Raw genomic sequence first — 14,298 nt, 5'->3', positions numbered from 1 at the left:
CACGAATGTCTAATAAGAAGATAAATCGTCAAAAAGAAATCTTTTTATTGGGCATTAATGCATTGATACTTTATATTTTAAGTGTAAAAATTTCTTATTTATTTTGGCACACACTATATTATTTTCGTTACATTTGCCGTTTATATATAAGAATAGAAATATTTTATTTTTTTATATATTTTTTTAAATAATCTGCATACTTTTTGTTTGTGGTAATTGCCTGAAGAAACGAATGATGTTAAATAATAACCCTCAAAAGCACTATTTTATATTTTTCCTCCTGATCCTTACGAGTTCAGCCTATGCACAAAACCGTGCCAGCGGTAGAATTGTGGATGAAAAAAACAATAAAGAACTTACTAAAGTTGATATTTTTATCAATAACAATACAAAACCTTCTCTTACCACAACGTCCGGCAGTTTTATTGTTCAGTCGGACAGTATTATTCATAAATTAAAATTTTCCAGAAAAAGCTATACTCCTGAAACCCTGGAAATAACGCCTGAAAATGCAGAAAATATTTTCGTACAACTTTCCCAGGCAAAAGTAAGTGATATTCAGGAAATTGTTCTTCAAAGCGGAAAAACAAAGTATAAAAACAAAAAGGAAAATCCCGCTTATGCCATCATGCAAAAAGTGTGGGCTCAGAAAAGAAATAACGGCTTAGAAAAATTTGACACCTACTCCTTCAAAGAGTATGAAAAAACTCAGTTTGACCTTAACAATCTGGACAGCGCTTTCATGAAGAAGAAGATCTTCAACAAGCTGGACTTTATTTTCAACTATGCCGATTCTACAGCCAGCGGAAAGCTTGGCCTTCCTATCTTTCTGAATGAAGCAGTATATGAAAATTTCGGAAAGAACAGACCGGATAAAGACAGCAAAAGAACTCTTATTGCTCAAAAAACGTCTGGATTTCAGGATAATCAAGTCATCACAGTTTCAGCAAAAAACCTATACAGAGACATCAATATTTACGATAATACCTTGAATTACTTTGATATAGGATTCCAAAGCCCGGCAGGAAGTGACGGTTTCGGAACTTATGATTACAGCTTAATGGACACCATTACCATCCGTGGAGAAAAAGCTTTCCAGATAAGATATCAGCCTAAAAGAAAAGACGTGCTTGCTTTTCAGGGAAATCTTTATATTGATACGGATACCTATGCTATTTTAGGAGCTACATTAAAGTCAACACAGAAGATCAATGTCAATTTTGTTAACAGTGTTTATACTCAGGTAGAGTATGATAACCCCGACGATGTAACATTTCTTCCTAAAAAGCTAATCACAGAGGTTGAGATGAGCCCTTTTTCAAAAAAGAAAGGATCTAAAAGTATTATTGCGAAAAGATCAGTAGATTACTCCGATTATCAATTCAATAAACCTCTTGATCCTAAGGTATTTAAACGTACCGAAGAAGAATACGAAGACAAATTCACCGATAAAGATGAAGCGTACTGGACAAAAGCAAGACCAGATACGTTATCTAAAGCCGAACAGGGCGTCTATAATATGCTTGATCAGCTACAGCAGACCCCGAAATTCAACCGAATGGTAAAACTGTTTGAAACGCTTGGTTCCCGCTATTATAATGCCTTTAAAGGAATAGATATTGGTCCTATTTTCTCAATATACGGAAGAAATGTGGTAGAGGGAGACAGAATCCGATTAGGAGCAAGATCTTATTTCGGTTTGAATGACCCTTGGAGAGTTCAATTTTATACCGCATACGGATTCAAAGATCACCAGGTAAAATATGGTGTGGATGCCAGATATATGTTCAACAGACTTAACCGTTTTATGATTGGAGCCGGAACCAGCAGAGACATTGTTCAGTTAGGAGGACAGCTTACATCTGGTGATGGACTTGCTTCCCGAAATCTGTCTTCAAGTACTTTCTTTGCAAGGGGAGAAAACATTTCTTTGAGTTCTGTAAACCAAACCAATGTTTTTGTTGCCATTGAGCCTTGGAAGAATTTCCAAATTAGAGTTGACGGAGTTATGCAAAGCATCAAATCTGCGATTCCTGAGAAATTCAACCTGATGTATTATCAGGACGGGAATTTGAGAAAAACGGTAAATGATTCTCACGTAACAATCAGTTTAATTGCTAAGCCGGGAGCCAAATTCTCACAAACCGGAATAGACAGATATCAGGCAAGAAACCTTGCTCCAACTATTGTTCTAAGGTATACAAGAGGGATTGAAGGTCTTTTTAATGCTGATTTCAATTATGACAAGCTGCAGTTTATGCTATATAAACCATTCTTAATTGGAAGCATGGGAAAAATGATTGTTAATTTTGAAGCAGGAAAAAACTTTAATACGGTTCCTTTAGCATTACAAAATATTATTCCAGCCAATTTATCATATGGTTTAGCTCCTAATACCTTTTCTCAGCTGAACTATTATGAATTTGTTGCGGACGCTTATACGACCCTTCACCTTGAGCATCATTTTAATGGCAAGATACTGTCTTATATTCCATTGATCAAGAAACTGAAACTTAGAGAAGTTGCCTTTATCCGAGGTGCATATGGTACTTTAAGTGACGCTTCTAAAGCCATTAATGTGGAAGGATTCAGGTATTCAGCTCCAAGCGAGCATATTTATTATGAATATGGTTTCGGTATTGAAAATATAGGAATTGGTAACCTAAGAATTTTCAGGGTAGATTTTAACTGGAGAGGAAATTACCTTGACAGACCTGATATTTCAAAATTTGGCGTGAAAGCAGGATTCCAGGTAGGTTTCTAAAAAAGATATATTTAATCCGACTCGGCGGCTTCTTCGAAGCCGCCGAGTCTTATTTTAAAAGCTATATATTCAATCTTTATTTTTTCATTATTTTGATTGATTTCACCTCTTTATCTGATTGTAACGACAGGTAGTACATTCCTGCAGGAAGATCCTTAACATTAATAGAACTGTTCCCCTGCAATGACTCTGAAGAAAGGATTTTCCCTGTTTCATCTATTAATCTGTAAGTCTTGAATGTATTATTTTTGATATAAATAAAATCTGTGACAGGATTAGGATATACTTCTGTATCATCCTTTTTTATCACGCTCTGTACTCCCAGACTGGATGAACCTGAAGCAGCAAGCCAGATGACCGCATTCACCAGAAGAGGTCTATGATTTCCGTTAGCATCACTTGAATATCCATTATAGAGGGTATCATTAGGATCTCCAGTTCCGTCATCGGGAACAGAACTATCACCTAAAGCACAAATCCTTCCATTTCCATAGGTTGCTGTAGCAAACATTACATTTGTATTTCCTGTATTGGATGCATTTGAAGTAAAGACCAGCCCCTGTACAGATGGATTACTGTTTTTATTAAGCGTCATTGTTGCTCCGCTGGAATACTTCATTTGTGTTGGCGTTCCTTGTGGCCCTGCTAAAATAGTAGGATTAACACTTGAGGGCACAAAATTCGAGGTTGATGGAGATACACTATTAAGATCGAAACTTACTCCAAATGGATTGGTAACAACCCCATTGTTGGTAAAAAAATCATTCCAGATATTAGGAGAATCCCAACCGTCATTATTTCTATCACTTTGATTATGATCGGAAATAATAAAAAGCCCTCCTCCATTTGAAACAAAGCTTAGTAAGGCTGTCTTTTCCGAATCAGTAAATTTAATATTCGGCTCATCTATAACAAAAACCTTATAATTTGACAGGTCCTGTGAGTTAGAAGAATCTCCGTAAGTAATGCTTCCGTTATAAGGTAATGTTTCAACACTATATCCTTGTTTAACAAGATCAATTCCCCAGTTGCTCAAGGCTCCCTGCCAGTAGGTTTCCGGAGTGGAGGCTGTAATGGTATTTTGTGCAGGCGTTGGAAATCTTTGCGGATTAGACTCCGTTCCTGAAGTTGTAATTCCTGTAGCGCTAAAATTAAGGTTATGGACATCTGCATCAATCACCCAGTCTGCGTTTCCCGCAGATTCTGCTTTAGTGGCGTCAAAGAGAACTTTTACCTGTGCCTCCCAGCTTACAGAAGCCAGCAAACCAAGCATCAGTATAATTTTACCTTTCATGTTCAAGTTATTTAAAATGGGGTACAAAATTATAATACTTTCAACTTCAGTGAGCTGGTAAAAATTAAAATTCAATTAAAATTTAAAAATGCTGCAACCTCAGAGAAGTCACAGCATTTCAAACTATTATCTATCTTTATTTAGTATTGAAAATCTCATCAGATTACTATCCGGATGAGCTTTTCCTTTTTAATCTATACATTCCCAACAAGCCTCCGAAAGTATGCAGTGAGATTTTTGCCATGGAGACCATCTGCACCATTCATCACATGACTGAAACATGGAAGGGCAATTAGCAGCTATTCCACCGCTGATTTCTTTCAGATTCTTTTTGTTTAGTTTTTTGAGGTTTTTCATTGATATTTTGTTTTAGTTTTTACGTATTCTCGAATAATTTACTACTCAAGAATAACAAATATATAAATATTTCACTACAGATAGACAATTAATGAAAATATTTTAATTCTCATATCAATTTCAAAACAAAAAAAAGTCTCAGCAATGCTGAGACTTTAATTTTTATAAAACGCTTCTAATTATGCGTTTGGCTCTACAGATACAAAAGATCTGTTGTTTGCTTTCTTTCTGAAAACTACTTTACCATCGATTAGAGCAAACAAAGTGTGGTCTTTACCGATTCCCACGTTGTCACCTGGGTGGTGTTGAGTACCTCTTTGTCTAACAATAATGTTTCCGGCAATAGCTTCTTGTCCTCCGAAAATCTTCACACCTAATCTTTTAGAGTGAGACTCTCTACCGTTCTTGGAACTACCAACTCCTTTCTTGTGTGCCATTTTATTTTAAGGTTTTTTGGTTTATAAATTATTCTGCGTCTTCAGCTTCAACTTTCTTAGTTGCTTTCTTAGCTGGTTTTTTAGCTTCATCAAATCCAGTAATACCCGTGATTACGATTTGAGTTAAAGATTGTCTGTGACCATTTTTCACTTTGTAACCTTTTCTTCTTTTCTTTTTGAAAACGATTACTTTATCAGCTTTTACGTGGTCTAAGATCTCTGCATCTACAGTGATACCGCTTACAGCTGGGGCGCCTACAGTGATTGAACCGTTTACAGTAAGAAGAACTTTATCGAAAGAAACTTTTCCTCCTTTATCTCCTTTTAAACGGTTTACAAACAACTTCTGGTCTTTCTCAACTTTGTATTGAAGCCCTGCTATTTCTACAATTGCAAACATTGTTTATAAATTTTTAGTTATTTCGAGGTGCAAATATACAAATTAATTTCTAATTAACTTACAATCAAAACAATATTTTTTTCACAAACAATCTACTCACTATGCTTTGAATAAATTTTAACAATAAAATATTCACAGTTAAGAGATTATTTCATACCTTCGTTTTACCAAATTGAATATTTATATGAAAAAAAACTTGAATTTCTGCCTATTATTGGCAGGCGCATTAGCCGTTACAACACTGGCTGCCTGCAGCGATGATAAAATGGACGAAGCCGTTCTTCCGCAGCAAGAAACACTGAATGCAAAAATCGAACAACCCGGAGACCTTGAAAAAATCTGTTATTATGTAGACAACAACTGGAGCAATTCAGCTATTTTGAAGTCTGGACTTCAAAACTCTGCAGATACTAACTTTATGAACGGTCAGATGACCAAAATTGCAAGCCTTTGGGGAAGAAGCAATCCTGTCCTACAGTATGTAGACGACCCTTCCAATTTCAATTCCACTTACAATGCCATCTCATATGGCAACGGAAAAATTTACTACGGATATGCCATTTATTATGATGCGAAATCAAAAGGAGGTGATATTGTTAATGCAATGATCCTTGCTCATGAATACGGACATCAGCTGCAGTACATTTTCGGTCTTCCTTCTGTCAATGAAAATACAGCGAGACCCAATGAGCTGGAAGCCGATGGTTTTGCAGGATATTATTTAAGAAGGCCAAACGGTTATAACAAAACCAATTTCTCAGAAATTGCGGCTGCTTATGAATTTGCACAAAGCATTGGAGATTACCAGACATCAAGCCCAAATCACCACGGAACGCCTGCACAGAGAAGATCAGCAGTTCGTTTAGGATTTCTTTTAGGACAATATGATCTTAATGCTTCCAATTTCGATTACAATTTCTTCTATTACTATCAGGGAGTCTTGAATGGAAGCTATAAAATGGCTAAGAACAAAGTAAATCCTGAAATTGATGCTTATATGAGTCAATATATTGATGAATTAAGAAAAATTCAGTCAGGAGAAATTTCTGCAGAGGAATTCAAAAACCTTAAATAAACGTAAACATTCATTTTTAGCATATTTAAGAAAGGGGTGGGCAGTAATGTTCCATCTCTTTTTTTGTTTTGAACAATAAGAGAAGTTTATTTACTTTTGAAACATATTCCAATACGAATGAATAGAGACCTTTATATTGACTTTGCCAAAGGATTAGCAACATTATCCATCATATTTATCCATACGGCGTTCTGGTCCGGACAATTTTATATCCCTGCTGAAGTAAGAGTATTTTCTCTTGTTTTTGATGTAGCACTTTTTTATGCTCTTAGTGGGATCACTTCAGGAGCCAATATTGAGAAAACATTATACCGACTTTTAAAACTGCAGATCACCTATATGATCTTTGTAACGTTTCTATTCTTTATGGATTACTTTTTCAAAGTATTCGGGCTGAGCTTTTTTTCTATGGAATGGCTGCAAAATTTCTATTCAACTTTTGGATCCAAATACTCCACTACAAGTATTTCAGAATATCCACAATGGCAAAACCTGGGAAACTGGTATCTCCATCAGTACACGAATGCAGACACATTTCCAGTAGTTATGGGAAGCTTCTGGTATCTTAAGGTATACTTTATCCTTACAGTATTCGGAGTCTTGATCTTAAGATTTTTTCCAAAACATATAAATTGGTTTATTGGGCTTTGCATTGCTTTAACGCTTCTATTCAATGTATTCCCCGAATATTACCCATCCGGTCAGGTAGGATATGTAGCCTTCTATCTTTCTGTTTTTTTAATCGGTAACAGAATGCGTGGAAAAAAAATACCCAACAAAATGATTCCTGTGGTATATGGTTTAGTTGCCGCTGCTCTGATATGGATGTTCTGGTATTACGGAAATGAAATCTTTTACAAGATCAATAAAAATAAATTCCCACCACAAATCCCTTATATCATCTGGACCTTGTTCTCTTTGACAACATTATTCACCTTATATAACAGATTAAAGATCAACAAAGAAAGCTTTATAACTCATATTGGTAAGAATGCGATTTTCTTCTATTTCGCACAGGGAATAAGCTCATCATTGGTTTATTTTATAGTGGTTCCGCTAAAAGAACATCTGGTATGGTGGCTTTTGATGATCATTATTTATGGTATTAATATCATTCTGGCCTTTATAATTTCAATAGGGTTGAAAAAAATAGACAAACTGGGCTGGAATGTTCTGGAATCTTTAAGAAAGCTAACGGCAAGTAAAGGCTAAAAACAACCAGGATTTTGATAAAATAATCATTATTCTAAAGCTTAAACTTTTTGCTGAAAGTCGTTGAAAGATCAATTCGAAGACCGAGAGTAAAAACGCTTTTTTCCCTTTCTCCCAGAGATGTTTTACCCATCGAAAATCTTTGTTCACTATAAAGCTGCACAAAATCGAAAGGATGATAGGAAAGACCAATGATTACATCATTTTTTTTAAATCCCGGCTCCAGATGATAAGGTCCGGAAACAGACTCTGCAGATTTGATATCAGGAACATAAAGATTGTAACCACCCAGAATAGAAAATTTCTCAAGCTTATATTTGGCAAAAACCTCAACCCCTTTTGCACTGAAAACCATTGTAGAATTTTGTAATCCCAATACCGGATCCATATAAAAGCTGGGCGAAAAGTCTCCATTTTTCTGTAAAACGCCCAAAACACTGATGTCAAAAGTTTTTCCAATATATTTACCTCCTAAAGAATAATAGGTAGGCTGGCCAGCAATTCCTATGGTATTCCCTTTATGGATAAGATTGTCACTGAGTAAAGCTCTGTTGAATGCAGCCCCGGCAAAAAAACCGTCCTGAATTCTATATTGAAGAGAAAAACCAAATCCGTCTATAAATTTATCATTATTTCCTCCTCTCGCCTGAAGCTGTCCTCCCAAATAGAAACGTCCTAAACGATTGCGGTAAATAACCGACTGATCTGCACGGCCCGTTCCTGTTTCTCCCCCATCGGTACCACCAATAAATGTAGCTGAAGCTCTTGCTCCAAAAACATTGAAGCGGTCCGTATAAGAAGTAACATCCCGATAAACGCTCCATTGCTTACCGATTGTAATGGTTCCGAACTTCTCAAGATCAATTCCTAAATATCCTAACCGATTACCGAAAACCTGTTGTGTCTGTGCCGCTTCCACCGTCACAAAGCCTCCGGAAAGACTTCCATCCACATTGAATGAAGTACCTCCCTTAAACATATTCAGCTGAATCTCACCGCCTGCAATAAAACCAATTCCGCCTTTTTTCACGAGTAGTTCTAAACCGATTCTTGAAGCATTTTCCTGCAGCTGCATTTTATTGTCATATACCGCCATATGTCCCCTAAGGCTCGCATAAGGCTTCACAGAAACCTCAATAGAATCTTTTACATCTTGTCCATATACGGGATCTGAAAAAACAATAAAAAGAATGAAATGTAGTAACCAATAGAAGCGTCTGCTCATCATTTGCCGGTTATTAGTTTATTATTTAACATTTTTAGGAAATTATGATCTTATATCTGTGATTTGATGCAAATAACCTCCCGATTAGATAAATCTCAACAGAAAGTAAATTCTGTACAATCAGAAGCACAAAATATGTCTAATTTGTTTTAAATTTACAAAAATTTTATAACATGTTTAAGTTGAAACTTCCTACCGATCCAAGGTGGGCTAATATTGCGGAAGGAAACATTGAAGAAATTTTAACGGATCATGCATGGTGTGAGCAAAAAGCAGCTACCAACGCCATTGGCCTGATTACAATGCTTCCGGAATATCCTGACATCGTTACTGAACTTCTTGCCATTGCACAGGAAGAGCTTGACCATTTCAACCAGGTTAATGAGATCATCAAAAAAAGAGGCTATACTTTTGGAAGAGCCCGAAAAGATGACTACGTGAATCAGCTTGCCAAATTTATCATTCAGGGAAGCAGAGAAGACCTCATCGTAGACAAAATGCTCTTTGCAGCAATGATTGAAGCCAGAAGCTGCGAAAGATTTAAAGTTCTTACTGAAAACATTAAAGATGAAGAACTTAAAGTTTTTTACAGAGAACTTATGATCTCCGAAGCGAATCATTATACCACTTTCATCGGGTTTGCAAGACAGCTTGGAGAACCGGAAAAAGTAAATGAACGCTGGGAAGAATGGCTTGAATATGAAGCCAGCATTATCCAATCATTCGGAAACAAAGAAACCATTCACGGTTAAAATAAAAACAGTAAAGAATATACATTGAAAAAGTCCAGCTTTGAAAATATAGCCAATTTATTTCTGAAAAACTTTTTTCAGGGATTACTGATTATTGGTCCTATTGGACTTACCATTTTTGTGATTTGGTATGTCGTAAGTGCTATCGACAACCTTATCCCTTCCATGGCCCAACAGTTTCCAGGGCTTGTTTTTGTTTCAATTATATTATTTACAGCCATTTTAGGTTTTCTTGGAAATAAATTTGTGGTGGGAAGATTCTTTTTCGACACCATGGATAGTCTGCTAGAGAAAACTCCAGGAGTAAAACATATTTACACTCCAACTAAAGACGTAATGTCCTCATTTGTAGGCGACAAGAAAAAATTCAACGATCCTGTATGGGTAAAAACCAACGAAAATCCCGAAATCTGGAGAATTGGCTTTTTAACTCAAAAAGAAATGTCGGACGTTGACAAGCATAACTACGTTGCGGTATACCTGCCCCATTCTTACGCAATCTCGGGCTGGGTAATTGTTACTGAAGAAAAAAACATCAAACCTGTAGTGGGAATGACAGCTGCTTCTGCCATGAAGTTTGCAGTAAGCGGCGGTGTGGCCGGATTCCATTCTGATGAAAATATATTCAAGGCGCCGGAGTAATCCCTTCTCCTCTACAGAATATACTTTGATGAATTTGAAAAATTATTTTCAAACCTATTTTCTTTATACAACAATTTAAAACATAATTTAACTCATGAATTTACCGTACGCGGAACCTTTCCGCATTAAAATGGTGGAAGAAATCTACCAATCTACAAGAGAAGAAAGAGAACAGTGGCTTAAAGAAGCGAATTACAACCTTTTCAACCTGAAATCTTCACAGGTATACATCGACCTGCTTACCGATTCAGGAACTGGAGCAATGTCCGACAAACAGTGGGCAGCGTTGATGACAGGAGATGAAAGCTATGCCGGATCACGCTCTTTCGAGCAATTACAAAAAACTGTGGAAAGAATCACAGGATTCAAATATTTATTACCAACCCACCAGGGAAGAGCGGCAGAGAACGTTCTTTTCTCAGTATTGGTAAAAGAAGGTGATGTAGTTCCTGGGAACTCACATTTCGATACTACAAAAGGTCATATTGAATTCAGAAAAGCTCACGCTATCGACTGTACAATAGATGAAGCTTTTGATATTAATGATCTTCACCCTTTCAAAGGAAATATTAACCTTGAAAAGCTGGAAGAAGTTTATAAAAGTCATCCAAAAGAAAACATCCCTTTCTGTCTTATTACCATTACTTGTAATTCTTCAGGGGGTCAGCCTGTATCTTTAGAGAATATGAAAGCTGTAAAGGCTCTTTCCGATCAATACGGAATTCCTGTATTCTTTGATTCAGCAAGGTTTGCAGAAAATGCTTATTTCATCAAAAAAAGAGAAGCCGGACAGGAAAACAGAAGCATCAAAGACATCTGTAAAGAAATTTTCTCATACGGAGACGGGATGACCATGAGTTCTAAAAAAGATGGACTGGTAAACATCGGAGGATTTATTGCTTTGAATAACGAAGAAGTTTTCAGAAAAGCCTCGAATTTCACAATTATTTATGAAGGGTTCATCACCTATGGAGGAATGGCAGGAAGAGACATGGCAGCATTGGCTGTTGGTCTTGATGAAGCTACAGAATTTGCTTACCTCGAAAGCAGAATCTCTCAGGTTGAATATCTTGGACATAAACTGATTGAATACGGCATTCCTGTTCAAAAGCCTATCGGAGGACACGCTGTATTCATCGACTCTTTAAATTTCCTTCCGAATGTTTCCCGTGAAGAATATCCGGCACAAACTTTAGGTCTTGAAATCTATAAAGAAGCTGGAATCAGAACCGTAGAAATCGGAACATTATTGGCAGACAGAGATCCAGAAACGAGACAAAATCGTTACCCTAAACTTGAATTGGTACGTCTGGCTATCCCTAGAAGAACATATACCAATAATCATATGGATTATATTGCTGCTGCAATCAAAAACGTGTATGAAAGACGTGAAGAAGTAGCCAAAGGATACAAAATTACCTGGGAACCGGAAATCTTAAGACACTTTACTGTTCAGCTTGAAAAAGCTTAAATAAAAAAACCGGAAATTTTTCCGGTTTTTCTATTCATTATCTTCTTCTCTGGCAAAAGATAACTCCCCTATTCTAAATACGAATTATTATACGTAGTTCACTTCCCTGAACAAGAATACATCTTATGTCTTCCATTCTAATTATCAATCACTCAAAATTAAATTGAGTCATTTTTTAAAATAATGTAGCTTTTTAATTTATTTTTGCAAGGACAAGGATCTAACCAAACGGATAACCCAAGTATTTAAATACCAACCTGAAAAATCCATTATTCCGAAAATGAACAAAATTGCTGTCGTGGGTGCTGGTATATCCGGCTTAAGCATGGCGAATTACTTAGAAAAACATACCATTGACTATCACATTTACGAAAGAAGAAGAAAAGAAGACCTCGCAGGGCATGGTTTCCTTATTCCTCGTGAAGGAATAGATTATCTTTCTCAAATTATTGACCGCTCACAACTGCTTGAAAACGGCAGCTTTCTGAAAAAATACATCCAATATTCCCATACCGGTAAAATATTGGCAGAAAAGGAACTGGATCATGTTTTTGCCATCTCAAGGCACTCGTTAATCCATCTTTTGACTCAGAATATTTCTCCTGAAAAAATTTCATATGAAGAAACAATTATCCCTTGTGATAAAGAGAAAGGAAAACTGAAAAAAAGCGATGGAACTTATATAGACGAAGATATTGCGATCATTTCGGATGGCTCTAGAAGCCGCATCAGAAGAGATCTTTTTAAGGATGAAAAAATGCGGCAGGTAAGAGAAAACGAAGTCGTAAATATCATTCACAATAAAGAAATTGCAGACTCTATTGAAAATGATTTCATGAAATTCCATCATGAAGAAGGCGGTCTTACCTTTGGAATCCTTAAGCTTTCTCATGATACGATTCTTTGGTACTCACAATTTGATAATGAAAAATATCAAATAAGTGAATATATGAAGGAGGATTTAAGAGCATATATGTTGGAGATTTTTAAGGAATGGCATCCTTTGGTCACCTCCATTATCAATCAATCAACTTATGAAAATATTCATTTGTGGTGTGTGTATGAGCTGGAAAACCTCAATCCGTTTTATAAGGATAATATTGTTTTCATAGGTGATGCAGCCCATCCTCTTATTCCGTTTACCAGCCAGGGAGTTACCTCAGCTTTAAAAGATTCTGCCTCTTTGACTAAACATTTAGTTAATGAAGACATCATGGCAGAAGCGTTCAGTAAATATGAAGCAGAAAGGAAACCGGAAATAGAGATTCACATCCATAATGGCAGAGCATTACTCAACCAATTTTTGCTCCCGCTTGACCAACAGCCTCCTAATATTTTACCCATATCATATAAATAAAAATGTTTACCAACAACGATATCAACTTTGAAGCATTAAAAAGAAAAGCCTACAACGGAAGATGGGCGACTTTGGAAGAGGGAATTATTCCTCTTACAGCAGCAGACCCAGATTTCAGAACGGCCCCTGAAATAGAACAGGGAATTATAGAATATATAAAAGATGGCTACCTCAGCTATGGCCCTTTTTCCGGTCTTCCTGAATTTAAGAAAAGTGTTGCAGAACATTTTAATAAAGAAAAACATGGAGATTTTTCTCCTGAAAATGTTCTTGCAGTAAACAGTGCCGCCCAGGGAATGTACCTGATTGCATCATATGTTCTGAATCCCGGTGATGAAGCTATAATCCTTGATCCGGTTGATTTCCTGTTCAAAAAATCAGTGGAAACGGTAGGAGGAAAAGTTGTACTTTGTCCGGTAGATACAACAACTGGAGCGATTGATTTTGAAAAACTCACCTCATCTATCACTTCTAAGACCAAACTGATTAGCATATGTAACCCTCACAATCCTCTGGGAAAAGTTTATTCTAAAGAAACCCTGAAAAAGATATCAGAGATTGCTTCCGCTCACGATCTGTGGGTGATGAGTGATGAGATCTGGAGTGATATTATCTATGACAACAAAGATTTCTATACCTATTCCTCGGTTTCCGAAGAGGCCAGAAAGAAAAGCTTTACGGTATATGGATTTTCCAAATCATTTGGAATCGCGGGTTTAAGGATTGGAGCTGTATTATGCAATGACCAGGAAATACTGGAAGACTTTACAGAGAAATCCAACTTTAATTCTACTATAGAAGGTGTTTCTACGCTATCACAAATTGCAGGAAGCGTTGCTTTAGAAAGAGCCAAGCCTTGGTATAAAGAATTTTTGAATCATTTACAGAATAATCGTGATCTTGCTTTCAATTTGCTGAGTACTTCTGAAATCCTTCAGCCAAGTCTTCCTGAAGCTACTTTTGTTCTTTTCCCTAAAATCAAAAATGGAATGTCTAGCGATCAATTTGCCCAACATGTTTTACAACATGGAAAAGTTGCTGTTGTACCAGGTTCAGAAAGATGGTTTGGAAAAGGAGCAGAAGGACATATCAGAATCTGCTTTTCTACTTCTAAAGAAATTTTAGAAGAAGGAATTAACCGAATTATTGCCAGTTTTTAGCATTAAAATTTTTCGTTATTTTTCAACAATTCATTATTATTTTTTCTAATATATATAAAACCATTATAGCAATTAATATATTAATAACAAATATTTAAATTAAGTAACGATTTAAAAATAAATATTGATAAATTTGACGAAATCACCACTCA

Annotated in this window: 13 protein-coding genes; 8 read left to right on the top strand and 5 right to left on the bottom strand. The window is 36.2% G+C overall.

The annotated features are described in order from the left end of the window. The first annotated feature begins 232 nt into the window (after positions 1-232). Positions 233-2,764, top strand: coding sequence for a DUF5686 family protein (locus ACL9RH_RS19770; RefSeq protein WP_422695053.1), 2,532 nt, complete (start codon positions 233-235; stop codon positions 2,762-2,764). A 76-nt stretch (positions 2,765-2,840) separates the two neighbouring features. Here ACL9RH_RS19770 and ACL9RH_RS19765 read toward each other — a convergent pair whose 3' ends face one another. The 4 genes from ACL9RH_RS19765 to rplU form a co-directional block, all read right to left on the bottom strand. Then, complete coding sequence (locus ACL9RH_RS19765; RefSeq protein WP_422695052.1) at positions 2,841-4,058, bottom strand: T9SS type A sorting domain-containing protein; 1,218 nt, start codon at positions 4,056-4,058, stop codon at positions 2,841-2,843. 189 nt (positions 4,059-4,247) lie between these two features. Further along, entirely contained in the window at positions 4,248-4,415 is a 168-nt protein-coding gene (locus ACL9RH_RS19760; RefSeq protein WP_422695051.1) for a bacteriocin-like protein, read from the bottom strand. Positions 4,416-4,594: 179 nt separating this feature from the next. Continuing rightward, positions 4,595-4,852 (bottom strand): 50S ribosomal protein L27, encoded by a 258-nt coding sequence (gene rpmA / locus ACL9RH_RS19755; RefSeq protein WP_115929863.1) that lies wholly within the window; start codon positions 4,850-4,852, stop codon positions 4,595-4,597. Positions 4,853-4,880: 28 nt separating this feature from the next. Further along, positions 4,881-5,252: a 50S ribosomal protein L21 gene (gene rplU, locus ACL9RH_RS19750; RefSeq protein WP_422695050.1), complete on the bottom strand. Its 372-nt coding sequence runs from the start codon at positions 5,250-5,252 to the stop codon at positions 4,881-4,883. Positions 5,253-5,436: 184 nt separating this feature from the next. On the opposite strand from rplU, the gene ACL9RH_RS19745 reads away from it, so the two are divergent. Next, entirely contained in the window at positions 5,437-6,327 is an 891-nt protein-coding gene (locus ACL9RH_RS19745; RefSeq protein ID WP_422695049.1) for a metalloprotease, read from the top strand. A 117-nt stretch (positions 6,328-6,444) separates the two neighbouring features. Then, entirely contained in the window at positions 6,445-7,539 is a 1,095-nt protein-coding gene (locus ACL9RH_RS19740; protein ID WP_422695048.1) for an acyltransferase family protein, read from the top strand. A 34-nt stretch (positions 7,540-7,573) separates the two neighbouring features. Here the strand turns inward: ACL9RH_RS19740 and ACL9RH_RS19735 are convergent, their stop codons facing one another. Beyond that, positions 7,574-8,764: a porin gene (locus ACL9RH_RS19735; RefSeq protein WP_422695047.1), complete on the bottom strand. Its 1,191-nt coding sequence runs from the start codon at positions 8,762-8,764 to the stop codon at positions 7,574-7,576. 173 nt (positions 8,765-8,937) lie between these two features. On the opposite strand from ACL9RH_RS19735, the gene ACL9RH_RS19730 reads away from it, so the two are divergent. The 5 genes from ACL9RH_RS19730 (at position 8,938) to ACL9RH_RS19710 (ending at position 14,146) form a co-directional block, all read left to right on the top strand. Then, positions 8,938-9,516 (top strand): tRNA-(ms[2]io[6]A)-hydroxylase, encoded by a 579-nt coding sequence (locus ACL9RH_RS19730; protein WP_422695046.1) that lies wholly within the window; start codon positions 8,938-8,940, stop codon positions 9,514-9,516. Positions 9,517-9,540: 24 nt separating this feature from the next. Then, positions 9,541-10,158, top strand: coding sequence for a DUF502 domain-containing protein (locus tag ACL9RH_RS19725; RefSeq protein ID WP_422695045.1), 618 nt, complete (start codon positions 9,541-9,543; stop codon positions 10,156-10,158). A 94-nt stretch (positions 10,159-10,252) separates the two neighbouring features. Next, entirely contained in the window at positions 10,253-11,629 is a 1,377-nt protein-coding gene (locus ACL9RH_RS19720) for a tryptophanase (protein WP_422695044.1), read from the top strand. Positions 11,630-11,909: 280 nt separating this feature from the next. Beyond that, positions 11,910-12,986: an FAD-dependent monooxygenase gene (locus ACL9RH_RS19715; RefSeq protein WP_422695043.1), complete on the top strand. Its 1,077-nt coding sequence runs from the start codon at positions 11,910-11,912 to the stop codon at positions 12,984-12,986. A gap of 2 nt (positions 12,987-12,988) precedes the next feature. After that, the gene (locus ACL9RH_RS19710) at positions 12,989-14,146 is read left to right on the top strand and encodes a pyridoxal phosphate-dependent aminotransferase (protein WP_422695042.1); all 1,158 of its coding nucleotides are present in this window, start codon (positions 12,989-12,991) and stop codon (positions 14,144-14,146) included. Positions 14,147-14,298 lie beyond the last annotated feature (152 nt).

The organism is Chryseobacterium sp. Mn2064 (assembly GCF_049319685.1).
Lineage (GTDB): Bacteria > Bacteroidota > Bacteroidia > Flavobacteriales > Weeksellaceae > Chryseobacterium.
The sequence above is the reverse complement of the archived record's forward strand: the minus strand, read 5'-3'. Positions and strand labels throughout refer to the sequence as shown.